Source organism: Gordonia sp. PP30 (genome assembly GCF_023100845.1).
Taxonomy (GTDB): Bacteria; Actinomycetota; Actinomycetes; order Mycobacteriales; family Mycobacteriaceae; genus Gordonia.
The window spans coordinates 2025509-2048967 of record NZ_CP095864.1; the positions used below are offsets into that span (position 1 = coordinate 2025509).

The following is a 23459-nucleotide window of genomic DNA, read 5'->3' on the forward strand; positions in this document are numbered from 1 at the left end:
ACATCATCTCCGGAAGATGGTTGACCGATGGCTTCCGGTGGCACTGATCGGAGGCGACGGCGGGCCGGTGGGCCGGGCTGGTTTTCATATCCTAACCAGGTCCTTATCTTCATGGTGAAGCGACGGAAAATCATCGTGGTACACACCGTGGTGTGAGAGTAATATCGTTCATAGACAGATCGAACATGGAAAGTCTTCTTGGGGGAGAGGGAGGTGACGATCGCGATGTCCGATGAGTTCGCGTCTCGGTGGGCGCTGGTGGACTTCGGTCCGGCGGGGATGGCCGCTGCCGATGAGGCGGAGGACGCGAAGTCGCAGTGTCACTCCTGGATGGTCTATGCGGAGGCGGCATGGCGAGGTCAGGCATATCTGTACTCGCGGCAACTGTTCGCGATCGGGCAGTTTCTCGATCTGGAACTGGCCACCCTTGACGACCGCGTGTGCGCCGGGACGGAGCAGAAGGACCTGCTCGACCCGTACGCGGTGGCGGTGGACTATGTCGCGATAGCTTTCGCCGGAACCCAGCGGGCCGCCCGTGCCCTGGTCGCGATGGCGGTCGCCGCTTCCGAGCGTCTCCCCAAGACCGCGGACCTGCTCCGGCGGACCGTGATCAGCCCGGAGATGTTCGAGAAGGTCGTCGACCGCACCGACATCATCGATGACCACGAGATCGTCGCGCAGGTCGACGACGACCTCGCTGACACATTGGCGCGGGCGGGACACATCTCGGAGAAGGCGGCCGAGCGGATCGCCGACCGCATCGTCGACAAGCGTGACGCCGACGCGAACAAGAAACGCCGCGAGAAGGCACAGCGGCGCAAGAACGTCACCAACCGGGACTACCCCGGCGGCCTGGGCGGGATCAACATCACCGCCGACGCCGAAGAATCCCGTCTCGCCTACGAGGCGGTCGAGGTGATGATCGCCGGCGTCTGCCCCAACGATCCGCGCACCAGGGGCGCGTTGCGGTCGGCGGCGGCGATCGCCCGATTGCGGAAGCTGCCGTTCACGTGCGCCTGCACCGACAAGGAGACGTGCACCGCGAGCCAGGGTGAGGAGGAGATCTCCGAGCGGCAGGCCCGAATCATCGTGCGCGCCGTCTGCCAGAAGTCCACGCTCGCCGGGGCGGATGACGATCCGGGCTTCCTCGACGGGCACGGCCCGATCAGCGCAAGCCATGTGCGGGATCTGGCGCAGCGGCCCGACGCTCTGGTGCGGGACCTCGACCTGGACAAGCTCCTCACGCCCCGCATGACTCTCAAGCCCTGCACGGCCCTCGCGCCTGAGCCCGCATCGGCCGACCGTGACGGTGACAGTGGAGGCGGCGATGGTCCGGCACGTCATGACGCTGATGAACAGGCGGCTGCGCTCACTGCCAGAACGGCGTTTCGACACGTCTCGGCTAACGCCTCGACGGCTCAACGGGCGGAGGGGCATGTCTCGACGGCTCAACGGGCGGAGGGGCATGTCTCGATGGGTCAACGGGCTGAGGGGCGTGTCTCGACGGGGCAACGGGCGGAGGGGCCCGTGCCGCCGGTGTTTCTCACCGGTACCGCCCAGCGCAGTGATCCGTACCGGCCGACCGAGGCCCTCGACGTCCTGGTCCGGGCACTCTTCGGGACATGCACCGTGCCAGGCTGTAACCGGCCGGCCTGGAACTGCGAGCTCGATCACTGCGAAGAGTTCGACCACGTCTGCCCGGCCTCGGGCGGTCCGACCTGCTTGTGCAACCTCAATCCCAAGTGTAAGCGCCATCACCTGCTGAAAACCCATCTCGGCGCGTCGAATCCTGCAGACGGATGGGTCGATGAGCAGTGGATCGACGACGACGGCACCGTCTGGACCGCGATCACCGTGCACGGCATGACCTTCGAGACTCGTGCGGCGAATCAATGGCTGTTCCCGCAGCTGGCGGGGGTGAGGTGTGCCCATCAGGCCCAAGCGCCACCCGAACCTGCGCCACCCGGTCCGGCGGGGGCCGATGGCACCGGTGGGTGCCGCACCGGGGGAGGTCTTCGGGTCGTCACCGAGTACAAGCACGCCTGGCGCCGGGCCCTTCGACTCCGCTCAGGAACCACCGAACGTGCCCGACTGCGCCGGATCCGGGAGCGCGCCGCCGAAGCCGGCGGGCCGCCACCGTTCTGACGACGGAAGGGCGGGGCCGAATCGCCGCCGAATCACCCAGGTGCGGCCCATCGCCCGGCACGGCGCCCCGCGGTGCGGTAAGGATGAAGGCATGACCGACTACGACCCGTACGCCGCCCTGCCCGTCCTTCCCGAGATCACCGTCACCTCCGAGACCTTCACTCAGGGTCAGACCCTGCCGATGCCGCAGGTGTCGGGGATCTTCGGCGCCGGCGGCGAGGACGTCTCACCGCAGCTGAGCTGGTCCGGATTCCCGGCCGAGACCAAGAGCTTCGCCGTCACCGTCTACGACCCCGACGCCCCGACCGCCTCCGGGTTCTGGCACTGGGCGGTCGCCGACATTCCGGCGTCGGTCACCTCGCTCCCGGTCGGGGCGGGCGGCCCGGACGCCGACACGCTGCCCGATCAGGCCGTCACCCTCCGGAACGACGCCGGGCTGGCCCAGTTCGTCGGCGCCGGCCCGCCTCCCGGCCACGGCCCGCACCGCTACTTCTTCGTCGTGCACGCCGTCGACGTCGAATCGCTCGACCTCCCGGAAGGCGCCTCCCCGGCGTTCCTGGGCTTCAACCTGTTCTCCCACGCGATCGCCCGCGGCTCGCTGGTCGGCATCTTCGAGCAGCCCGGCGACGAGTAGCCCACGTCGGGACAGGAGGCGATTCTCCGGCAGCCGCGCCCGGCTCCGCGCAGGCGTAGACTGTCGTAGCAGAGTGCTACGCATGGTTCGAGGAGGTCCTGATGTCCGTCGCCGATCGAGTAACCCGATTCTCGGCCGATCTGTACGACGAGGCCGCGCAGGAGTCTCGTGCCCAGAACCGGTCCGTTCGGCAGCAGTTGGAGCATTGGGCCCGTTTCGGGCGGCGGTTCGCCGCCGAGACCAGTCCGTCCTTCATCGAGGCCCGGGCCGCGCTGGAAGGCAGGCGACCCGTCGAGGACCTGGGGGACACCGCTTCGAGGATCTTCGACGCCGAGTTGATGGCCCGGGTGGAGGAGGACCTGGCCGCGGTCGATTTCGCGGCGCCGGAGCGCCAAGCGCCGACCACCATCGGGACGTACGAAACCGATGCGGACGATCGGGTGTTTCTCACCTCCGCGAGTGGTGAGCGGATCTATGTCGGAACCACCGTGAACGGAACCCGCTCTCGGTGAATCCGCGCCTCGACCTGGTAGTCGGGTGCAATGGTGCGGGAAAATCGAGTCTGGTGCGTGAAGTCCTGTCGAGGCGATTGCCGCGGAGCCCGTTCGTCAACGCGGATGAGATCGCCGCGCTGGTGTACCCGGACGATCCCGAAGGCCACTCGTACGAGGCGGCCGGTCGGGCCGAGGCCGTGCGGGACGAACTGCTGGTGGCTCGGCGATCCTTCATCGCTGAGACCGTGTTCTCGCACCCCTCGAAGCTGAAACTTCTCACCCGAGCCCAGCACAGCGGCTTTCGCGTCGTACTGCACGTCGTGATGGTTCCGGAAGACACCGCGGTGCAGCGAGTTGGTCGCCGGGTGGCCGCTGGCGGTCATAGTGTGCCGGAGGACAAGATTCGCGGTCGGTACCGGCGGCTGTGGGACAATGTGGCGATCGCCGTCGGGATGGCCGATCAGGCGTATGTCTACGACAACTCGGCGAATCACATGTCCCTGGTCGGTGAATACCGATCGGGTATCCCGCTGTCGCCGCCGCGGTGGCCCGACTGGGCTCCGGACGCGCTGCGGTCGATCTGACGCCGGTCTCAGACGCCGGAGCCGACGGCGTCCGACAGAGATCCGAAGCCGCCGGCGCGGAGGCGCTGCGCCACACCGTCGTTCAGCTCCTTCAGCCACACCGGGCCGCCGTAGATGAAGCCGGTGTAGACCTGCAACAGACTGGCGCCGGCGCGGATGCGCTCCCAGGCGTCGTCGACGGTCTCGATGCCGCCGACGCTGATCAGGGCCACCCGGCCGCCGACGCGGGCGTGCAGGCGGCGCAGCACCTCCAGCGACCGGGCCTTGACCGGCGGGCCGGACAGGCCGCCGGCGCCGATCGCCTCGACCTCACCGGCCGGGGTCCGCAGGCCGGCGCGGGAGATGGTGGTGTTGGTCGCGACGATCCCCGCCAGGCCGAGCTCCAGTGCCAGGTCGGCCACCGCGTCGACGTCGTCGTCGGAGAGGTCGGGGGCGATCTTCACCAGCACCGGCACCGTCGTGACCTCCTGCACCGCGGCGAGGATCGGGCGCAGCGATTCGACGGCCTGCAGGTCGCGCAGACCGGGGGTGTTGGGGGAGCTGACGTTGACCACCACGAAGTCGGCGAGCGGGCCGAGGAGCCGGGCGCTGATCCGGTAGTCGCCGATCGCGTCGTCGACGGGCACCACCTTGGTCTTGCCGATGTTCGCGCCGATCGGGACGCGGCGCGGACCGGGCCGCGGCTCGGCGAGCTTCTCCGCCGCGGCGGCCGCCCCCGGATTGTTGAAGCCCATCCGGTTGATCAGCGCCTTGTCGGCGGGCAGCCGGAACAGCCGCGGCTGCGGATTGCCCGGCTGACTCTGCCCGGTGATGGTGCCGATCTCGGCGTAGCCGAATCCCAGCTGACCCCAGACGTTCACCGCCTCGGCGGACTTGTCGAAGCCCGCTGCCAGGCCGATCGGGGAGGGGAAGTCCACGCCGAAGACGGTGGAGCGCAGGATCTCGTCGCGCGGCGCGAACAGCGCCGCCACCAGGTTGCGGACACCCGGCGCCGCACCCGCGAACCGCAGCAGACGCGCGATGAGGCGGTGGATCCGCTCGGGCGGCACCAGGAACATCAGCCGCAGCAGCGGCGGGTACAGGAACCGATTCAGGGTGGACAGCATCGCGGTGCTCCTATCCGTGGGTGTCGACGGCGGACCGAGGCACCACCTGGAGGCCGTCGCCGCGTGCGGAGATCAGGTACAGCATGCCGCTGCCCGCGTCGACCGCGAGGGCGCCCACCTGACCGACCGTCCCGATGCGGGCCCGCTCGCGCGGCTCGCCGGTCGCGAGGTCGTAGGCGATGGCGGCGTTGTTGCCGGTGGTCGAGACCCACAGCAGGTTCGCGGACTCGTCGTAGGCCAGCGCGTACGGGCTCGGTGCGACCGGGAAACGGAAGCGCATCACGATCGGGGCGCCGTAGAAGCCGAGGAGTTCGTCGTCGCGGGTGTTCGACGCGACCACCCGGCCGTACCGGTCGACGACGGCGTCGGTGACACCGTTCCCGGCCCGCAGCGCCGCCTTGATGTCGCCGTCGTCGATACCGACCGGGGTGATCGACGACTGCGCGCGGTCGATGACGCTGACCTGGCCGGCGACGCCGGATCCCTTGGGCGCCACCAGGATCTGATCCACGCGGACGAACTTGTGGATGTCCCGCTGTACTTTCCCGTCGCGCGCCAGGACCAGCAGCCGGCCGTCGTCGGTACCGGCCAGGATCCGGCCGTCGTTCGCGACGGCCAGGGAGAGGACGTGGCCCTTCACCTCGGCGACCCTCGTCACCGCGCCACCCGGCGCGATACGGACGATCTGTCCGGGCGCGGCGGCCAGGAAGCCGTCGCCGTCGCCGATCAGCGCGGTGGTCGCGGGCAGATCGACGGGGCGCGGCGGCGGGGTGTCCTGCGCGCCGGGCGCGGTGTGCAGGGTCACCGTGCCGTCCGTACCGAGGATCGCCAGCGTGCTGCCGGCCTGGGCGAGTGCGGTCCCCGGCGCCGCCGGGATCACCGTGCCGGGCAGCTGTGCGGCCTGCGGCGGCGAACCGGCCGGGGTGGCCGGCGCGACGGTCGCCACGTCACCGGCGCCGTCGTCGTCGCTCAGATCGGACTTGCTGGAGCCGCAGGCAGACAGGGTGACGGCCATCACCAGGGCCGTGGCCGCCGCGGTGACTCGGGTTCGGGCGCGCATGAATCCATCTTGCGCGAACGACATAGGTCACAGTGCGGTGGGGTTGGGTTTCGACGGGTGGGGCCCGGCCGACGGGATGGAGCGGGTCCGCCGGCGGTTAAGCGTCCGCTCAGGCTGGACCGCGCCGCCGCCGCGGCCGCCCGGTAGGGTGTGGCCTCGTGACCGACATGACCTGGATGCAGTCCATCGTTCTCGGCGCCGTCCAGGGGCTGACCGAATTCCTGCCGATCTCCTCGTCCGCGCACATGCGGATCGTGTCGCAGCTGTGGTTCCACGACGACGCCGGCGCGTCGTTCACGGCGGTCAGCCAGCTGGGCACCGAACTGGCCGTGCTGCTGTACTTCGCCAAGGACATCTGGCGCATCATCGTGGCGTGGTTCGCCGGGCTGACGAACAAGGAGCGGCGCGGCCTGGACTATCGGGTGGGCTGGTACGTGATCCTCGCGACCATCCCGATCGTGATCCTCGGCTTCGTGTTCACCGATCAGATCCGGACCGCCGGCCGCAACCTGTGGCTCATCTCCATCATGCTGATCGTGTTCTCGTTCGTGTTCCTCGCCGCCGAGGCGTACGCCACCCAGCGGCGCGGCCTGGAGAAGCTGACCACCCGCGACGCGATCGTGATGGGTGTGGCGCAGTGTCTCGCGCTGATCCCGGGCGTCTCCCGGTCGGGTGCGACCGCCAGCGCCGGTCTGTTCTGCGGCCTCAACCGCGAGGCCGCGTTCCGGTTCTCGTTCCTGATCGCCATTCCGGCCGTGCTCGGGTCGGGCCTGTACAGCCTCAAGGACGCGTTCTCGCCGTCCAGCGACGGATTGCAGGCCTCCGGCGGGCAGATCGTGCTCGCGACGGTGATCGCCTTCGTCCTGGGCTACGCCTCGATCGCCTGGCTGCTGAAGTTCGTCAGCCACCACTCGATGGACTGGTTCGCCCTCTACCGCGTGCTACTGGGCAGCGCGGTGCTCGGGCTGCTGATCACCGGTACCGTCGCGGCGACCTGACTAGGCTTTCCTTCATGACGGTGATCCTGCTGCGGCACGGGCGTTCGACGGCCAACACGTCCGGAGTGCTCGCCGGCCGCACCCCCGGGATCGGGCTCGACGAGAAGGGGGCCGCGCAGGCCGCCGCCCTCACCGAACGACTCGCCGCGGTCACCGGCGACGTCCGCGCCGTGGTCCGCTCACCGTTGCAGCGGTGCGCCGAGACCGTCGCCCCGCTCGTCGGTGCGCTCGGCGAGGTCCCCGAACTGGTCGACGACCGCTTCGTCGAGGTGGACTACGGCGACTGGAGCAACCGGCCGCTGAAAGAACTGCTCGCCGAACCGCTCTGGAAGACGGTGCAGACCCATCCGTCGGCCGCCGTCTTCCCGGGCGGGGAAGGGCTCTCCGCGGTCTCCCAGCGGGCGACGGCCGCGGTCCGGGAACTCGACCGGCGGCACGGCGGTGAGGACGGGCACGGCCTGTGGGTGCTGTGCAGCCACGGCGATGTGCTCAAAGCGATCCTGGCCGATGCGCTCGGCATGCACCTGGACGCGTTCCAGCGGATCGTGGTCGACCCGGCGTCGATCAGTGTGATCCACTACGCGGCCGCCCGCCCATATGTGCACACGGTGAACAACAATGGAGTCCTGACCCCGCTTCCGCGGCCCGCGCAGGCCGCCGCGGTCGGCGGATCCACCGGTACCTGAAGGACGAGGGAGACGATGTCCCGCAACATCCACGAATTCCGCGAACCCGAGCGCTTCGTGGCCGGCACGGTCGGCCAGCCCGGTGACCGCACCTTCTTCCTGCAGGTCACGGCCGGTCCGGAGACGGTGAGCGTGCAGATCGAGAAGCAGCAGGTGATGATTCTCGCCGACCGGCTCGGCTATCTGCTCGACGAGGTGGCGCGCCGCTTCGGCACCCGGGTGCCGCCGGAGTCGTCGTCGGTGGCCGATACCTCGCCGCTGGCGATGCCGATCGACGCCGAGTTCCACGTCGGTTCCATGGGGCTGGGCTGGGATGCCGAGGCGTCGGCCGTCGTCGTCGAACTGCTGGCGGTGACCGAGGAGCCGATCGACGAGACGGTGATCCTCGACGACACCGCCGAGGGGCCGGACACCGTCCGGGTCTTCCTCACCGCCGAGGCCGCCCGCGAGTTCTCCGCGCGATCGATGAAGGTGGTCGCCGCCGGACGTCCGCTCTGCCCGCTCTGCCATCAGCCGCTCGACGCCGCGGGCCACATCTGTGCCCGCAGCAACGGCTATCACCGCGGTGCCGAGTTCAGCCGGTCGCTGGAGTTCGTCGATCCCGACGTCCTCGCCATGCTCGGCCGGCTGGTGCCGGGGATTGACGCGACCTTCGAGGTCGACGACGACGAGAACCCGGCCGACGACGACGCGGACGACTCCGACGACGATGATCGGCCTTGAGCGTGACCGATCCCGCTCCGGCCGGTCTGCGGCGGCAGCTCCTCGAGGGCGAGCTGTCACTCCTGGGCCAGATCCCGTCGGCCAGCAACCTCACCCTGGTCTGTGAGGCCGCGCGCGGCGGCACCGTCGTCCGCTGCGTCTACAAGCCGGTCCGTGGGGAGACGCCGCTGTGGGACTTCCCGGACGGTACCCTCGCCGGGCGAGAGGTGGCCGCACGGCTGATCGACGCCGCCCTCGGCTGGGATCTGATCCCGGAGACCGTGCTGCGCGAGGAGGGGCCGCCCGGCGCCGAATTCGGTCCCGGCATGCTGCAAGCCTGGATCGACCAGCCCGACGAGCCGCCGCACCCGGAGCCGGTCGAGGTGTTCCCGGCGAACGCCGTCCCCGACGACTACCTGCCGGTCCTGCGTGCCCACGAGGACGACGGCACGGTGATCGCGGTGGCCCACGCCACCACCGAGCAGCTGCACCGGCTCGCCGTGCTCGACGCCGTGCTGAACAACGCCGACCGCAAGGGCGGGCACATCCTGGTCGATGGCGACGGCCGCCTCTACGGGATCGACCACGGCCTCACCCTGCACACCGAACCCAAACTGCGGACCATGCTGTGGGGCTGGGCCGGCGAGCCGGCGGCCGAGCCGCTGCGCGCCGACCTGGCGATGCTGAGCGACCGCCTCGCCGGTGACACGACCTTCGCGGCGAGTCTGTGCGGACTCATCACCGGGGAGGAGTATCAGGCCCTCGCCGAGCGCGTCGCCGCACTCGCCGCGGGCCAGACGCTGCCGCGCCCGCCCGGGCAGCGGGCGATCCCCTGGCCGCCGTTCTGACGGCCACCCTTCGGCCGGCCGCCGGGACCGGTCGCTAGAGTCTTGGGTTATGCACTCCTGGCCGTCGCCCACCGTCCCCGAGATCGCCGGCAGCGGTCCCGCGCTGCGTCTCTACGACACCTCGGATGCCCAGGTCAAGCCGGTCGCGCCGGGCCGTGTCGCCACCATGTACGTCTGCGGCATCACGCCCTACGACGCGACCCATCTCGGGCACGCCGCGACCTACCTCGCGTTCGACACGGTGAACCGGGTGCTGCGCGATCAGGGACACGACGTGCACTACGTCCAGAACATCACCGACGTCGACGATCCGTTGTTCGAGCGGGCCGCCCGCGACGGCATCGACTGGCGTGATCTCGGCAGCGGCGAGATCGAATTGTTCCGCGCCGACATGACCGCGCTGCGGGTGCTCCCGCCGCGCGATTACATCGGCGCGATGGAGTCGGTCGACGAGGTGATCGACGCCGTCGGCAAGCTCCTGGAGTCCGGGGCGGCCTACGTCGTGGACGACGCCGAGTACCCGGACGTGTACTTCCGCGCCGATGCGACCGGCGTCTTCGGATACGAGTCGAACTACGACCGGGCGACGATGGAACGCTTCTTCGCCGAGCGCGGCGGTGACCCGGACCGGCCCGGCAAGCGCGACCCGATCGACGCGCTGCTCTGGCGCGCCGCGCGGCCGGGGGAGCCGTCGTGGGAGGCGCCGTTCGGGCCCGGCCGCCCCGGCTGGCACATCGAGTGTTCGGTGATCGCGCTGAACCGGCTCGGCGAGGCCTTCGACATCCAGGGCGGCGGCAGCGACCTGATCTTCCCGCACCACGAGTACTCCGCGGCGCACGGCGAGGCCCTCGCCGGTCAGCGCCGCTTCGCCCGGCACTACGTGCACACCGGCATGATCGGGCTCGACGGCGAGAAGATGTCCAAGAGCCTCGGCAACCTGGTCAAGGTGTCCGTGCTGCGCGCCGAGGGCGTCGACCCCGCCGCGGTCCGCCTCGGCCTGCTCTCCGGGCACTACCGCGCCGACCGGATGTGGACCGCCGCCACCCTCGACGAGGGCGTCGCGCGGCTCGACCGCTGGCGCCGCGCGGTCGCGCTGCCGACCGGTCCGGACGCGGAGGCCACCGTCGAGCGGGTTCGCGCGCACCTCGCGAACGACCTCGACACCCCGAAGGCCCTCGACGCCCTCGACGCCTGGGCGGGCGACGCGCTCGCCGGTCTCGGGTCGTCGACGGAGGCGCCGGACCGGATCGCCGGTGTCGTCGACGCGCTGCTCGGGGTGGATCTGCGGGCTCCGCAGGCCGGATAGGCGCCGCATGACTCGGGTGAAGCAGATTCCAGGCAGCGCCGCCACCGGGGTGTTCACCGTGGTGACGCACACCTCGACCTATGTGATCGACCTCGACGAGATGACCCTGCTGCGCGCTCCCGGCATCGGACGGCACGACGACGAGTCGTGGGAGGTCAGCGCCCTGCGCCGCGACTCCGAAGACATCCCGCTCCTCGAAGTGCGTACCTGCCGGGTCGGTGAACCCGCGCAGTTCTGGGTCAGCGCCGTCGACGACCCCGACGTGCGCACCTGGCGCATCACCACCCCGGTGATCGAGATCGAACGCATCGGGTAGGTACGCGGACCCTTCGACACGCCGACTCACTTCGTTCGCCGGCGGCTCAGGGGGCGGTGGACAGCCGCCCGCCGGTCGAGGTGCTTGGACAGCCCGCCTCGCCGGTCGAGGTGCTTGGATAGCCCGTTGAGCCGGACGAGGCGCTAGCCGAGGCCTTGTCGAAACGACGCCGGCACGACGGACCGTCAGTCGCCGGGGTGGCGGCGGCGCAGGTACTTCTCGAACTCCGCGGCGAGCGTGTCGCCGTCCACCTCGGTGAGCTCGGCGGCGGCCTCGGCGCGGTCGGCGTCCTCGCGTTCCTCCAGCTCGTGGACGTAGCCGGCCATCTCGTCGTCCTCGAGGGTCATCTCGGAGATGGTCTGTTCCCACTGCGCGGCCTGGTCGGGCAGGACACCGAGCGGGATCGACAGGTCCAGGAGGTCTTGCAGCCGGGTGAGCAGGGCCAGCGTCGCCTTCGGGTTCGGCGGGTGGCCGATGTAGTGCGGTACCGACGCCCACAGCGCGACGGCGGGCACCCCGGCCTGGATGAACGCATCCTGGAGCACCCCGGTGATGCCGGTCGGCCCCTCGTACTTCGATTCCTGCAGGCCGTACCGCTCGGCCGCCTCCGCGGTCGGCGCCGAGCCGCTGATCGGGACCGGCCGGGTGTGCGGGGTGTCGGCCAGCAGCGCGCCCAGCGTCACGACCGTCTCCACCTCCATGATCACCGCGAGGTTGACGATCTCCTGGCAGAAGCTGCGCCAGCGCAGATTCGGTTCCAGACCGAGCACCAGGATCAGGTCGCGGTCGGCGTGCGGGAGCCGGCAGTACGAGATCCCGGTGGACGGCCATTCCAGCCGCCGCGTGACCCCGTCGCGCAGCGTCACGATCGGCCGTGAGGACTGGTAGTCGTAGTAGTCGTCGGGGTCGATGTCGTACAGCTCGGTCGCATCCCAGGTCAGCGACAGATGCTCGATCGCGGCGGACGCCGCGTCGCCGGCGTCGTTCCAGCCGCCGAACGCCGCGATCAGCACCGGCCGGCGCAGTTCGGGCAGGTGATCGGGGATCTGTGGGCTCACGCACACCAGCCTACGGTCGCGCGGATTTCGGGGCGAACCAACCGGGAACTAACCTGGTGGGCATGCCTATCGCTCCTCCCGACCCCACCCGCTACGACACGACCTTCCTGCAGGCCATGTCGCGGCGGGTACTGATCGGCGACGGCGCGATGGGAACCATGCTCCAGGCGGCGGACCTGTCGGTCGACGGCGACTTCTGCGGCCTCGAGGGCTGCAACGAGATCCTGAACGACACCCGGCCCGATGTCCTCGCCGACATCCACCGGCGCTATTTCGAGGCCGGCGCCGACGCGGTGGAGACCAACACCTTCGGCTGCAACCTGTCGAACCTCGGCGACTACGACATCGCTGACCGCATCCGCGAGCTCGCCTTCAAGGGCACGTCGATCGCCCGCGGCGTGGCCGACGAGATGGGCCCGTCCGCCGACGGCACCGACCGGTACGTGCTCGGCTCCATCGGCCCGGGCACCAAACTTCCCAGCCTCGGCCACACCACCTACGGCGTGATCCGCGACGCGTACCTCGAGTGCGTGCTCGGCATGCTCGACGGCGGCGCCGACGCCATCCTCATCGAGACCTGCCAGGACCTGCTGCAACTCAAGGCCGCCGTCGTCGCGGCCCGCCGGGCGATGCAGCAGCTCGGCCGGCACCTGCCGATCATCACCCACGTCACCGTCGAGACGACCGGCACCATGCTGGTCGGCTCGGAGATCGGCGCGGCGCTGGCGGCCATCGAACCGCTCGGCGTCGACATGGTCGGGCTGAACTGCGCGACCGGCCCGGCCGAGATGAGCGAGCACCTGCGCTACCTGTCCAAGCGGTCCCGGCTGCCGGTCTCGGTGATGCCCAACGCCGGCCTGCCGGTGCTCGGCCCGAACGGCGCCGAGTACCCGCTGGGGGCGGACGAGATGGCCACCGCGCTGTCCGGTTTCGTCGCCGAGTTCGGTCTGCAGTTCGTCGGCGGCTGCTGCGGCAGCACCCCCGAGCACATCCGCCGGGTCGCCGAGGAGGTCGCGAAGGTGACCCCGGCGCCGCGCCGCGTGGAACACGAGTCGGAGACGTCGTCGCTGTACTCGGCGGTGCCGTTCGATCAGGACGCCAGCTTCCTGGTGATCGCCGAACGCACCAACTCCAACGGTTCCAAGGCGTTCCGCGAGGCGATGATCGCCGAGGACTACCAGACCTGCCTGGAGACGGCCAAGGAGCAGACGCGCGACGGTGCGCACATGCTCGACCTGAACGTCGACTACGTGGGCCGCGACGGTGCCCTCGACATGACCGCGCTGGCGTCCCGGCTGGCGACCGCGTCGACCCTGCCGATCATGATCGACTCCACCGAGCCGGACGTGATCCGGGCCGGACTGGAACACCTCGGCGGCCGCTGCGCGGTGAACTCGGTGAACTACGAGGACGGCGACGGCCCGGACTCCCGATTCACCCGGATCATGGAGCACGTCAGCGAGCACGGTGCCGCCGTCGTCGCCCTGACCATCGACGAGGAGGGCCAGGCCCGCACCGCCGACCACAAGGTGGCGATCGCCGAGCGGCTGATCACCGACCTCATCGAGAACTGGGGCCTGGAAGAGGAGGACATCATCATCGATGCCCTCACCTTCCCGATCTCCACCGGTCAGGAGGAGGTGCGGCGCGACGGCATCGAGACCATCGAGGCGATCCGGCGGCTGCACGAGACGTATCCGCAGATCCACTTCACGCTCGGCATCTCGAACATCTCGTTCGGCCTCAACCCGGCGGCGCGGCAGGTGCTCAACTCGGTGTTCCTGCACGAGTGCGTGCAGGCCGGGCTCGACACCGCGATCGTGCACGCGTCGAAGATCCTGCCGATGGCCCGCATCCCCGACGAGCAGCGCGAGGTGGCGCTCGATCTGGTCTACGACCGGCGTCGCGAGGGTTACGACCCGCTGCAACGGCTGATGGAGCTGTTCGAGGGCGTCTCGGCGGCCTCGGCGCGCGAGTCGCGGGCCGCCGAACTGGCCGCGATGCCGCTGTTCGAGCGCCTGCAGGCGCGCATCGTCGACGGTGACCGCAACGGCCTGATCGAGGACCTCGACGAGGCCCGCGCCCAGGTCCCGCCGCTGGCGATCATCAACGACCACCTGCTGGCCGGGATGAAGACCGTCGGCGAGCTGTTCGGCTCCGGCCAGATGCAGCTGCCCTTCGTGCTGCAATCGGCAGAGGTGATGAAGGCCTCCGTCGCGCATCTGGAGCAGTTCATGGAGGCCACCGACGAGGACGGCAAGGGCCGCATCGTGCTGGCCACCGTCAAGGGCGACGTCCACGACATCGGCAAGAACCTCGTCGACATCATCCTGAGCAACAACGGCTACGACGTCGTCAACATCGGCATCAAGCAGCCCATCGCCACCATCCTGTCGGCGGCCGAGGAGTCCGGCGCCGACGTGATCGGCATGTCCGGCCTGCTGGTCAAGTCGACGGTGGTGATGAAGGAGAACCTGGAGGAGATGAACGCCCGCGGCAAGAGCGAGATCCCCGTTCTCCTCGGCGGCGCCGCGCTGACCAGGACGTATGTCGAGGGCGACCTCGCCGACGTCTACGACGGCGACGTCCGCTACGCCCGCGACGCCTTCGAGGGTCTCACCCTGATGGACGAGCTGATGGCGATCAAGCGCGGCGAAGGACCCGACCCGGACAGCGAGGAGGCCAAGGCCGCGGCGGCCAAGGTCGCCGAGCGCAAGGCCCGCCGTGAACGGTCCAAGCGCATCGCCGAGAAGCGCAAGGCCGCCGAGGTGCCGGTCGAGGTGCCGGCCCGGTCCGACGTCGCCGCCGACAACGAGATCCCGACGCCGCCGTTCTGGGGTACCCGCATCGTCAAGGGCATCCCGGTGGCCGACTACTCCACCATGCTCGACGAGCGCGCGCTCTTCCTCGGGCAGTGGGGGCTGCGCGGCACCCGCGGCACCGAGGGACCCGACTACGACGAACTCGTCGAGACCGAGGGGCGCCCGCGTCTGCGGTACTGGCTGGACCGGCTCTCCACCGAGGGGATCCTGGCGCACGCCGCCGTCGTCTACGGTTACTTCCCGGCGGTCAGTGAGGGCGACACCGTGCATGTGCTCACCGAGCCGCGCCCGGACGCGCCCGTCCGGCACAGCTTCACCTTCCCGCGCCAGCAGCGTCCGCGCTTCCTGTGCATCGCCGACTTCCTCGCCTCGCGGGAGCAGGCGATCGCCACCGGCCGGGTCGACGTGCTGCCGTTCCAGCTGGTCACCATGGGCACCCCGATCGCCGATTTCGCGAACGAACTGTTCGCCGGCGACTCCTACCGGGACTACCTGGAGGTGCACGGCATCGGCGTGCAGCTGACCGAGGCGCTGGCCGAGTACTGGCATCAGCGGGTGCGCAGCGAACTGCGGTTCGCTGCGGGCAGTGCCGCCGACGACGACCCCGACGCCGCGCAGGGCTTCTTCGACCTGGAGTACCGCGGCGCGCGCTACTCCTTCGGCTACGGCGCGTGCCCGGACCTGGAGGATCGCGCCAAGATGATCGACCTCCTGGAACCGGGCCGCATCGGCGTCGAATTGTCCGAGGAGTTGCAGCTGCATCCGGAGCAGTCGACCGACGCGTTCGTCCTGCACCATCCCGAGGCCAAGTACTTCAACACGTGACCGGGCTTGCCGTCGGGCTGTCGCTGCTGGCCGCGGCCCTGTTCGCGGTGGCGGCGGTGCTGCAGCATCGCGGCACCGAGGGCATCGACGACGACGCCGCGCTCGGGGCCGGATTCGTCGCGCAACTGGTCCGGCGCCGCGTGTGGCTCGCCGGGGTGGCGGCGGATGCGGCGGGGTTCGGCGCGCAGGCCGGGGCGCTCGCGGTCGGCAGTCTGCTGCTGGTGCAGCCGCTGCTGGTCACCACGCTGCTGTTCGCGCTGCCGCTGGCGGCCTGGACACGCAAGCGGCGCCTGAACGCCGCCGAGTGGTCGTGGGCGGGTGTCCTGATCGTGGCGCTCGTGGTCTTCCTGCTGCTCGGTGAACCGCGCGGCGGGATCACGCGGCCGTCCTTCACGGCCTGGATCGTGCCGCTGGTGGTTCTGGTGGCGGTCGTCGCGGTGTGCATCGGCGGCGGTGCGCGGATGCGGCGGGGCGCCGCCCGCTCGTTCGTGCTTGCGCTGGGTGCCGGCGTGCTGCTCGGCTACGCCGCGCCGCTCACCAAGACGGCGATGGATGCCTTCGGCCGGGGCATCGTGGCCGGGCTGACGACCTGGGAACTGTGGGCGATGATCGTCACCGTCGCGCTCGGCGCCCTCTGGCAGCAGTCCAGTTATCAGGCCGGCAGCGTGCAGACCTCGCTGCCGACGGTCACGGTGGCCGAGCCGGTGGTCGCGACCGCGCTCGGTCTCACGCTCTACCACGAGCGACTGGGCGGCCGGGGCGGCGATGTGGCGGTCGTCGTGGCCGTGGCGGCCATGGTCGTCGCGACCATCGCTCTCGCCCGCCGCGAATAGGTCCGGACTATCGGGCCGATGCGCGCGAACGATGGGCGGATTGCGTAGGGTTACCGAACGACCGCCCGGCGAGAACGCCAGGTGAGAAGGGGAGAGCGGGACGTGCACTTGCATTGGATGGACGTGGTGGCGGTCATACTGTCGCTGGTCGCCTCGCTGCTGTTCGCGGTCGCCGCGGTGCTGCAGCAGCAGGGGACCGAGGGGGTCAGCGACGAGAACGCGATGGGGCTGGGTTTCTTCGCCACCCTGATGAAGCGCAAGGTCTGGGTGGCCGGTATCTCCGCCGACATCGCCGGGTTCATCTTCCAGGCCGCGGCGCTCGCCGTCGGCAGCCTGCTGCTGGTCCAGCCGTTGCTGGTCAGCTCGTTGCTGTTCGCCCTGCCGCTCGCCGCCTTCGTCAACAAGCGCAAACTCAAGCCCGCCGAATGGGCGTGGGCGGCGCTGCTCATCGCCTCGCTGGTGGTCTTCCTGGTTCTCGGTGAGCCGTCCAGCGGCATCCAGCAGCCGGCCCTGCGCTCCTGGATCTTCCCGATCGCGTTCCTCGTCGTGGTGGTGACGGTCTGCATCCTGGGCGCCCGGCGGATGCCGCACGGCAGCCTGCGATCGCTGGTGCTGGCGATCGCCGCGGGTCTGCTGCTCGGCTACACCGCGCCGTTCACCAAGACCGGTATCGACGCCTTCTCCGAGGGCTACAAGAACGGCCACGGCTTCTTCAGCGGGCTCGGTGACGCGTTCGTCGGCGGTCTCTCGTCGTGGGAGTTCTGGGCGATGGCGATCACCGCGACCCTCGGTACCCTCTGGCAGCAGTCCAGCTACCAGGCCGGTGACGTGCAGACGTCGTTGCCGACGGTGACCGTGATGAAGCCGATGGTCGCCATGGCGCTCGGCCTGACCATCTACGAGGAGCATCTGCGCGTGGAGAAGGCGGGCGACGTGGCGGTGGTCGTCTCGCTGATCGTGATGTGGCTGGCCACCTTCGCGCTCGGCCGCCTCGGTGCTCCGGCGCCGGAGAACGGCGGCGCCGTCGCATCCTCCCCGCCGAAGCCGGCGTACAAGAAGGCGATCACGCCCGAGGAACGTCTCGCCGAGGCCAAGGCGGCCAAGGAGAAGGCCGAACGACGCGCGGCGCGCAAGGCCGCCGCCTACGAGGAAGCCGTCCGCGAGGCATCCGAACCCGATCCCGGAAACGTCTGACATGACCGGCGCGCGCACTCCGTCGCCGGCTCTGCCCGACGCGGTCCTGTGGGATATGGACGGCACCCTGCTCGACACCGAGCCGATCTGGGACGAGGCGATGGAGGCCCTCGCCCGCAGACACGGCATCGAGATGACGGCGCAGCTGCGCGAGGCCACCCTCGGCAACAACGCCGTCGACGCGCTGACCAAGGTGTACGACGCCGCGCACCTGCCCGAATCGGGCCGCGACTTCGCCGCCGACGAGGCGTGGATGATCGACTACGTGGTCGACCTGTTCGATCGGGAACTGCCCTGGCGACCGGGGGCGCGGGAGACCATCGACCTGGTCGCCGCCGCCGGGATCCCGATGCTGCTGGTCACCAACACGCAGCGGGAGATCGCCGACGTCGCGATCACCACCATCGGCGCCGGCCGCTTCCTCGCGACGGTCTGCGGCGACGAGGTGGCGGTCGGCAAACCCGCGCCCGACGTGTACCTGCGCGCCGCGGAACTGGCCGGTGCCCACCCGCACCGGTGCCTGGCGATCGAGGACTCGCCGACCGGTGCCGCCGCCGCGCACGCCGCGGGCATCCCGACTCTCGTCGTGCCCTCGCAGGTGCCGGTCCCGCGGGCGAGCCGCCGGGCCTTCCGCGAGACCCTCGCCGGGCTGACCCTCGACGACCTCGCCGCGGTCTTCGCCGCGGCCCGCTGACCACGCGTCACACCGCCAGGCGGTGCTCCTCGCGCAGCCACCGCGCGAAGCCGTCGCCGTCGCAGTCGGTGACCTGAAGGCGGGGCAGCGCGAGCGGGTCGTCGCCGCGCACGGCCGGCAGTGCCGCGCTGGTGCATGCCAGTTCGATCCCGGCCGCCGCGACGGCCCGGCGGGCCGAGGCGTTCAGGCGGCCGTAGGGATAGGAGAACCGGGTGACGGGCGCGCCGGTGTACTCCTCCATGCGCGCCCGGCCGCGGGCGATCTGTCTGCCCTGCTGTTCCGGCGGCAGATCGGTGAGCGAGACGTGATCGAGGGTGTGGCTGCCGATCGTGATCAGGGGGTGGGCGAGCAGCGTGTCCAGCTGCGCCTCGGTCAGCGCGGGCCGCTCGGCCGGCCGTGCGGGCCGGCATTCCGCCCAGGCGAGCAGGTGATCCACCGCGTCGTCCTGCGCCGCGGGTTCGAGCACGACGATGAGGTCCCAGAGGGTGCGGAACAGAAGTTGCCTGGCGTTCCGCGGCGGCTCACGGTCGGCGCGCCAGCCGCGGTTCTCCTCGGCGGTGCCCGGGGCGTCGCCGAGCACGAATCGGCGCGGGCCGTCGCCGAAGGGGAAGTCCAGTTCGGCCGGGAGACGCGGCGACGAGACGATCGCCCGATCGAGGGCGTCCCACCAGAAGTCCCGAGTGCGCCCGATCGCGTCGCCGATCACGAACACCGTCACCGGAATGTCGTGCCGCTCCAGCACCGGCAGGGCGGCGAGGAGGTTGTCGGCGTATCCGTCGTCGAAGGTGACGGCGATCGGCGACCCGGCGCGGGTGTACGACGCGTCGTCGGTCAGCACCCCGAGGTCGGCCGCGACTCGCCGGCCGGCCAGGACGGACATCTGCTCATCGAACGCCCGCGGCGAGACGCAGATGCCCCACGGGTCGTGGGAGGCCTCGGTGATGCAGTGGTACATCAGGATGCCCGACCGCCGGCGGTAGCGGCGAGTCCGGTCGCCGAGGCGCCGGGCGCGCGGCCCGATCATCGAGGCCGTCTCGCGCGCACGGTGATGATCACCGGGTACTCGGGATCGGTCGTGTCCATCTCCGCGTCCGTCAGTTCTCCGACGGCCAGGCCCTGCAGGAACGCGGTCGCGGTGAGGACGTTTCCGTGGGTCCGCGTGGTGACGTTCCCGGCGCCGAATTCGTCGCCGAAGAGGCGGTCCGCGGACGGCACGGTGAAGTTCCAGAACCACGACGGCCCCCAGTGGGGGTCGCCGAGGTGGCTGATACCGGGCAGCGTGCACAGCACCGTCCCGCCGGGCTTGACGATCCGGTGCAGGGTCGCGACGGCGGCCTGGACGTCGTAGATGAACTGCAGGGTCTGGGTGATGATCACGCAGTCGTACGAGCCGTCCGGGATGCCCGGTGCGTCGGTCAGATCGGCGATGTGGGTGGCGCCGGGGACGTCTTCGACATGGCACATGTCGGACCGGGTGACGCCATGCCCGAATCGTTCGGTGTAGGTGCGTTCGCCGACCTCGAGGACTGCGCCGGTGATCAGCGGCCCGCTGCCGGCGAGGAAGTTCTCGATGTAGTAGCGGTCGAGCGGCCGGCCGCGCAGATTCCCGAACTCGCGGCACACCGGTTCGGTGCGGCGGAGATCCCCGAAATCCACTCCGCCCACCCGGGGCCGCTGACGGCTCCGCGTGTAGCCGGTGATCGCCCGCCGGTATCGGTCCTCGCCGAGGATCGCCTTCGCCAGCATGGTGCGGCGGTCCCGCAGTCGTGTCACCTGTGAACTCCCTTGGTATTCGCTGAATGTCGCAATTGAGAAGGGTAGCCTAACCGAATATACGGAGCCCTTCGCGGACTCCCGGGCCGTCGGTGGCCGAGCCGGGCGGGCTCGGCCGGTGGCGGCGGACGGCGTCGTGCGAAAATGGGTAACCGTGAAAACCTTTGACGACCTCTTCGCCGAGCTGACCGAGAAGGCGGCGACCCGCCCCGAGGGGAGCGGCACCGTCGCCGCGCTCGACAAGGGCGTCCATACCCTCGGCAAGAAGATCATCGAGGAGGCCGGTGAGGTCTGGCTGGCCGCCGAGCACGAGTCCGACGACTCCCTCGCCGAGGAGATGAGCCAGCTCGTCTACTGGCTGCAGGTGATGATGATCAAGCGGGGCCTGACGCCCGCGGACATCTACCGCTACCTCTGAACCCACCAGCACTCACCAGAAAGCCTCGCCATGCTGCGCGTCGCCGTGCCCAACAAGGGCGCCCTGTCCGAAGCCGCCGTCGGAATCCTCGCCGAGGCCGGCTACCGCAAGCGTTCGGATCCGAAGGATCTGACCGTCCTCGATGTCGCGAATGACGTCGAGTTCTACTTCCTGCGCCCGCGTGACGTCGCCATCTACGTGGCCGCCGGGCAACTCGACCTCGGCATCACCGGCCGCGACCTGGCCGCCGACTCCGGTGTGCAGGTGATCGAAGAGGTGTCGCTCGGTTTCGGGGCGTCCACCTTCCGCTACGCCGCGCCGAAGGACCAGTCGTGGACGGTCGACGACCTCGCGGGCAAGCGTATCGCGACGTCGTACCCGAACATCGTGCGCGCCGACCTCGCGGCCCGCGGTCTGGAGGCGGAGATCATCCGGCTCGACGGCGCGGTGGAGATCTCGATCCAGCTCGGGGTGGCCGATGTCATCGCCGACGTCGTCGGCTCCGGCCGCACGCTCCGCCTGCACGACCTGGCCGCGTTCGGGAAGTCGCTCTGCGACTCCGAGGCGGTACTCATCCGCGGCGGCGCCGCCGGTGACGCGTCGAAGGCCGCGCAGCGGTTCATCGCCCGCGTGCAGGGCGTGGTCTTCGGTCAGCAGTACGTGATGATCGACTACGACTGCCCCAAGCCGCTGCTCGAGATGGCGGTCGCGCTGACGCCCGGCCTGGAGTCGCCGACCATCTCGCCGATGGCCGACGACAACTGGCTCGCCGTCCGCGCGATGGTCCCGCGCAAGACCCACCAGCAGCTGATGGACGAGCTCTCCGAGCTCGGCGCCCGCGCCATCCTCGCCTCGGACATCCGCTCCTGCCGCTTCTGACGGGGCCGGCCGGACCGGCCGGTCACCCCAGCTCGGTCAGCAGCACCGTCTGCGCGGACCGGCCGAGGTAGCCGCGCTCGTCGTACAGCTCGGCGAAGCTCGCGCCGTAGCCCTCACGACCGGCCGCCATCGCCGAGTCGATGCCGATCCACTCGCCGGTGGGCTGTCCGGTCAGGTGCACGGTGGTGTCGGTGTTCATCCACGACCACTCGCTCGGGTTCATCGTCGAACCGACGCCGTTCGCGACGTCGACCACGGTGAACGCCGAGGCCAGCGGGCTGGTCGGCGACCCGGCGACGAGCGGCAGCAGCGGCCGCAGCCACACCGCCGGGGTCGGCTCGTTGCGCCCGGGCGCCCCGGCCACCTCGATGGTGCCGATGAATCCGATGCGGCCCCACGGCACGGCGACGCCGTCGACCTCGGGGAACCCGATGGCGTGCGGGACGTCGGCGGGTGACGGCGACAACGGTTCGCGCGGCAGCCGCTCGACGGCCGCGGTGTCGGTGACCTTCAGGCGCCAGGCGACGGCGCGCCCGACCACCCGGTACGACCCGTCCGGCTGGCGGGCCTCCAGTTCGGCCGCGACCTGGCTGATCTGCCGCCCGGGCCGCGGGATCCAGGCGCGGACCCGGTTCACGTCGAGCCCGATCGCGCCGAGGATCTCCATGGTCACCCGGGTGACGGCCTGGCCGTCCGCCGGATCGGCGACGCCTTCCATGGCGCGCACCAGCAGTCCGGTCGGCGGTCCGCCGTGCTGGATGTTCGGCGACCACACGCTGACCGTGGCCGGGGTGGGCTGGAAGTAGTCGTAGGCGGGATCGTCACCGTCCGGCGCGGCGAGGGGAAGGTAGTAGGCGCCGTGGTCGGTCGGGGAGGTGGAATCTGCGGCCATGCCCGCACTCTAGGACACGTCTCGTCCTGCCCTCCGACTTGCCCCATGCCGGTCGAGAACGGTCCATGTCGGCTGAGAACGGTCCATGCCGGTCGAGCGAGGTTCCCTGCCGGTCGAGCGGAGTCGAGACCCGGCCGCCCGACGATAGCCTGCTGTTCCGTGGTCGCTGAGCGACCACGGAACAGCAGACGAGCCTCCGCCGACCCCGACCATCGTGGTCGGGCCGGCCGCAGCGTTTCACGGACGGCCTCGACCTCCGTCGACACCAGTCACATCGCCGCGAATCCCTCGATCTAGGCTGGGAGGATCGACGGCCGCCGAACGCCGGCGGCCGCATTCATGCAGAGGACACCTCACCACGATGGCGACGACCGGGCCTTTCGCCGTAGGCGACCGCGTACAGCTCACCGACGGCAAGGGACGGAAGTTCACCGTTCTGCTGGAGGAGGGCAAGCAGTTCCACACCCACCGCGGCGCGATCGCGCACGACGACCTCATCGGTGCCGAAGAGGGCACCGTCGTCGCGGCGACCAGCGGCACCGAGTATCTGGCGCTGCGGCCGCTGCTCACCGACTACGTGGTCTCCATGCCGCGCGGCGCGCAGGTGATCTACCCCAAGGACTCGGCGCAGATCGTCGCCGAGGGGGACATCTTCCCGGGCGCCAAGGTGATCGAGGCCGGGGCCGGCTCGGGCGCCCTCACCCTGTCGCTGCTGCGCGCGGTCGGCACCGAGGGCAGCGTACTGAGCTACGAGATCCGCGAGGACCACGCCGAGCACGCGGTCCGCAACGTCGAGACCTTCCTCGGCGGCAAGCCGGACAACTGGGAGCTGCGCGTCGGCGACCTCGCCGATCACGACCCGGCGCAGCAGGCCGACCGGATGATCCTCGACATGGTGGCGCCGTGGGAACCCCTCGACACGGTCAAGGCGACGCTGCGTCCCGGCGGCGTGCTGATCGTCTACGTCGCCACCGTCACCCAGCTGTCCCGCGTCGTCGAGGCGCTGCGTGAGCAGCAGTGCTGGACCGAGCCGCGGGCCTGGGAGTCGATGGTCCGCGAGTGGAGCGCCGTCGGCCTCGCGGTGCGCCCCGAGCACCGCATGCAGGGACACACCGCGTTCCTCATCACCGCACGACGACTCGCCGACGGCCAGCAAACCGTGCGCGTGCAGCGTCGGCCGACGCGCGGATAA

General features: G+C 70.3%; 23 protein-coding genes. 17 read left to right on the top strand and 6 right to left on the bottom strand.

Features of this window, described 5'->3' with window-relative positions; all coding sequences use genetic code 11:
• The first annotated feature begins 213 nt into the window (after positions 1 to 213).
• The 4 genes from MYK68_RS09270 (at position 214) to MYK68_RS09285 (ending at position 3857) form a co-directional block, all read left to right on the top strand.
• Positions 214 to 2145, top strand: coding sequence for an HNH endonuclease signature motif containing protein (locus tag MYK68_RS09270; RefSeq protein WP_247867709.1), 1932 nt, complete (start codon positions 214 to 216; stop codon positions 2143 to 2145).
• Between the two features lie 91 nt (positions 2146 to 2236).
• Positions 2237 to 2779, top strand: coding sequence for a YbhB/YbcL family Raf kinase inhibitor-like protein (locus tag MYK68_RS09275; RefSeq protein ID WP_247867710.1), 543 nt, complete (start codon positions 2237 to 2239; stop codon positions 2777 to 2779).
• A gap of 101 nt (positions 2780 to 2880) precedes the next feature.
• A complete protein-coding gene (locus tag MYK68_RS09280) occupies positions 2881 to 3291 on the top strand; it encodes a TA system antitoxin ParD family protein (RefSeq protein ID WP_247867711.1) in 411 nt (136 codons plus the stop codon).
• On the top strand, positions 3288 to 3857 hold the full coding sequence (locus tag MYK68_RS09285; protein ID WP_247867712.1) for an ATPase: 570 nt from the start codon (positions 3288 to 3290) through the stop codon (positions 3855 to 3857). The genes MYK68_RS09280 and MYK68_RS09285 overlap by 4 nt, the downstream gene beginning before the upstream one ends.
• An 8-nt stretch (positions 3858 to 3865) precedes the next feature.
• Here MYK68_RS09285 and MYK68_RS09290 read toward each other — a convergent pair whose 3' ends face one another.
• Together MYK68_RS09290 and MYK68_RS09295 are read right to left on the bottom strand one after the other, a co-directional pair.
• The gene (locus MYK68_RS09290) at positions 3866 to 4963 is read right to left on the bottom strand and encodes a quinone-dependent dihydroorotate dehydrogenase (protein ID WP_247867713.1); all 1098 of its coding nucleotides are present in this window, start codon (positions 4961 to 4963) and stop codon (positions 3866 to 3868) included.
• Positions 4964 to 4973: 10 nt separating this feature from the next.
• Entirely contained in the window at positions 4974 to 6023 is a 1050-nt protein-coding gene (locus MYK68_RS09295) for a hypothetical protein (protein WP_247867714.1), read from the bottom strand.
• Positions 6024 to 6181: 158 nt separating this feature from the next.
• Between MYK68_RS09295 and MYK68_RS09300 the strand changes: the two genes are divergently transcribed.
• The 6 genes from MYK68_RS09300 to MYK68_RS09325 are packed head-to-tail and all read left to right on the top strand — an operon-like array spanning position 6182 to position 10879.
• Complete coding sequence (locus tag MYK68_RS09300; protein ID WP_502798312.1) at positions 6182 to 7021, top strand: undecaprenyl-diphosphate phosphatase; 840 nt, start codon at positions 6182 to 6184, stop codon at positions 7019 to 7021.
• Positions 7022 to 7035: 14 nt separating this feature from the next.
• Entirely contained in the window at positions 7036 to 7707 is a 672-nt protein-coding gene (locus tag MYK68_RS09305; protein ID WP_247867715.1) for an MSMEG_4193 family putative phosphomutase, read from the top strand.
• A 15-nt stretch (positions 7708 to 7722) separates the two neighbouring features.
• Positions 7723 to 8430 carry a DUF3090 domain-containing protein gene (locus tag MYK68_RS09310; protein WP_247867716.1) on the top strand — a complete coding sequence of 236 codons (708 nt, stop codon included), beginning with the start codon at positions 7723 to 7725 and terminating at the stop codon, positions 8428 to 8430.
• Between the two features lie 2 nt (positions 8431 to 8432).
• Complete coding sequence (locus MYK68_RS09315) at positions 8433 to 9257, top strand: SCO1664 family protein (protein ID WP_247867717.1); 825 nt, start codon at positions 8433 to 8435, stop codon at positions 9255 to 9257.
• 49 nt (positions 9258 to 9306) lie between these two features.
• A complete protein-coding gene (gene mshC, locus MYK68_RS09320; protein ID WP_247867718.1) occupies positions 9307 to 10563 on the top strand; it encodes a cysteine--1-D-myo-inosityl 2-amino-2-deoxy-alpha-D-glucopyranoside ligase in 1257 nt (418 codons plus the stop codon).
• Between the two features lie 7 nt (positions 10564 to 10570).
• Positions 10571 to 10879, top strand: a complete 309-nt coding sequence (locus tag MYK68_RS09325; protein ID WP_247867719.1) for a hypothetical protein — start codon at positions 10571 to 10573, stop codon at positions 10877 to 10879.
• A gap of 185 nt (positions 10880 to 11064) precedes the next feature.
• On the opposite strand, the gene MYK68_RS09330 is transcribed toward MYK68_RS09325, so the two are convergent.
• Entirely contained in the window at positions 11065 to 11937 is an 873-nt protein-coding gene (locus tag MYK68_RS09330) for a PAC2 family protein (RefSeq protein WP_247867720.1), read from the bottom strand.
• 62 nt (positions 11938 to 11999) lie between these two features.
• On the opposite strand from MYK68_RS09330, the gene metH reads away from it, so the two are divergent.
• The 4 genes from metH (at position 12000) to MYK68_RS09350 (ending at position 18305) form a co-directional block, all read left to right on the top strand.
• The gene (gene metH, locus MYK68_RS09335; protein ID WP_247867721.1) at positions 12000 to 15584 is read left to right on the top strand and encodes a methionine synthase; all 3585 of its coding nucleotides are present in this window, start codon (positions 12000 to 12002) and stop codon (positions 15582 to 15584) included.
• Entirely contained in the window at positions 15581 to 16417 is an 837-nt protein-coding gene (locus MYK68_RS09340) for a DMT family transporter (protein ID WP_247867722.1), read from the top strand. Before metH ends, MYK68_RS09340 begins: the two co-directional genes overlap by 4 nt.
• Before the next feature lie 102 nt (positions 16418 to 16519).
• Positions 16520 to 17611, top strand: coding sequence for a DMT family transporter (locus tag MYK68_RS09345; protein WP_247867723.1), 1092 nt, complete (start codon positions 16520 to 16522; stop codon positions 17609 to 17611).
• A gap of 1 nt (position 17612) precedes the next feature.
• The gene (locus MYK68_RS09350; RefSeq protein WP_247867724.1) at positions 17613 to 18305 is read left to right on the top strand and encodes an HAD family hydrolase; all 693 of its coding nucleotides are present in this window, start codon (positions 17613 to 17615) and stop codon (positions 18303 to 18305) included.
• A 7-nt stretch (positions 18306 to 18312) separates the two neighbouring features.
• Here MYK68_RS09350 and MYK68_RS09355 read toward each other — a convergent pair whose 3' ends face one another.
• Together MYK68_RS09355 and MYK68_RS09360 are read right to left on the bottom strand one after the other, a co-directional pair.
• On the bottom strand, positions 18313 to 19329 hold the full coding sequence (locus MYK68_RS09355) for a polysaccharide deacetylase family protein (protein ID WP_247867725.1): 1017 nt from the start codon (positions 19327 to 19329) through the stop codon (positions 18313 to 18315).
• Positions 19326 to 20078, bottom strand: coding sequence for a methyltransferase domain-containing protein (locus MYK68_RS09360; protein WP_247867726.1), 753 nt, complete (start codon positions 20076 to 20078; stop codon positions 19326 to 19328). The genes MYK68_RS09355 and MYK68_RS09360 overlap by 4 nt, the downstream gene beginning before the upstream one ends.
• Before the next feature lie 154 nt (positions 20079 to 20232).
• Between MYK68_RS09360 and MYK68_RS09365 the strand changes: the two genes are divergently transcribed.
• Together MYK68_RS09365 and hisG are read left to right on the top strand one after the other, a co-directional pair.
• Complete coding sequence (locus tag MYK68_RS09365; protein WP_247867727.1) at positions 20233 to 20496, top strand: phosphoribosyl-ATP diphosphatase; 264 nt, start codon at positions 20233 to 20235, stop codon at positions 20494 to 20496.
• Between the two features lie 30 nt (positions 20497 to 20526).
• On the top strand, positions 20527 to 21375 hold the full coding sequence (gene hisG / locus MYK68_RS09370; protein WP_247867728.1) for an ATP phosphoribosyltransferase: 849 nt from the start codon (positions 20527 to 20529) through the stop codon (positions 21373 to 21375).
• A gap of 22 nt (positions 21376 to 21397) precedes the next feature.
• On the opposite strand, the gene MYK68_RS09375 is transcribed toward hisG, so the two are convergent.
• The gene (locus MYK68_RS09375) at positions 21398 to 22267 is read right to left on the bottom strand and encodes a thioesterase family protein (RefSeq protein WP_247867729.1); all 870 of its coding nucleotides are present in this window, start codon (positions 22265 to 22267) and stop codon (positions 21398 to 21400) included.
• Between the two features lie 361 nt (positions 22268 to 22628).
• Between MYK68_RS09375 and MYK68_RS09380 the strand changes: the two genes are divergently transcribed.
• Entirely contained in the window at positions 22629 to 23459 is an 831-nt protein-coding gene (locus MYK68_RS09380; RefSeq protein WP_247867730.1) for a tRNA (adenine-N1)-methyltransferase, read from the top strand.

Bases quoted from the DNA above. Each gene is read 5' to 3' on its own strand.
- MYK68_RS09350 (WP_247867724.1), top strand. From the start codon at position 17,613: ATGACCGGCGCGCGCACTCCGTCGCCGGCTCTGCCCGACGCGGTCCTG.
- metH (WP_247867721.1), top strand. From the start codon at position 12,000: ATGCCTATCGCTCCTCCCGACCCCACCCGCTACGACACGACCTTCCTG.
- MYK68_RS09295 (WP_247867714.1), bottom strand. From the start codon at position 6,023: ATGCGCGCCCGAACCCGAGTCACCGCGGCGGCCACGGCCCTGGTGATG.
- MYK68_RS09280 (WP_247867711.1), top strand. From the start codon at position 2,881: ATGTCCGTCGCCGATCGAGTAACCCGATTCTCGGCCGATCTGTACGAC.
- hisG (WP_247867728.1), top strand. From the start codon at position 20,527: ATGCTGCGCGTCGCCGTGCCCAACAAGGGCGCCCTGTCCGAAGCCGCC.
- MYK68_RS09305 (WP_247867715.1), top strand. From the start codon at position 7,036: ATGACGGTGATCCTGCTGCGGCACGGGCGTTCGACGGCCAACACGTCC.
- mshC (WP_247867718.1), top strand. From the start codon at position 9,307: ATGCACTCCTGGCCGTCGCCCACCGTCCCCGAGATCGCCGGCAGCGGT.
- MYK68_RS09380 (WP_247867730.1), top strand. From the start codon at position 22,629: ATGGCGACGACCGGGCCTTTCGCCGTAGGCGACCGCGTACAGCTCACC.
- MYK68_RS09375 (WP_247867729.1), bottom strand. From the start codon at position 22,267: ATGGCCGCAGATTCCACCTCCCCGACCGACCACGGCGCCTACTACCTT.
- MYK68_RS09275 (WP_247867710.1), top strand. From the start codon at position 2,237: ATGACCGACTACGACCCGTACGCCGCCCTGCCCGTCCTTCCCGAGATC.
- MYK68_RS09325 (WP_247867719.1), top strand. From the start codon at position 10,571: ATGACTCGGGTGAAGCAGATTCCAGGCAGCGCCGCCACCGGGGTGTTC.
- MYK68_RS09310 (WP_247867716.1), top strand. From the start codon at position 7,723: ATGTCCCGCAACATCCACGAATTCCGCGAACCCGAGCGCTTCGTGGCC.
- MYK68_RS09290 (WP_247867713.1), bottom strand. From the start codon at position 4,963: ATGCTGTCCACCCTGAATCGGTTCCTGTACCCGCCGCTGCTGCGGCTG.
- MYK68_RS09355 (WP_247867725.1), bottom strand. From the start codon at position 19,329: ATGATCGGGCCGCGCGCCCGGCGCCTCGGCGACCGGACTCGCCGCTAC.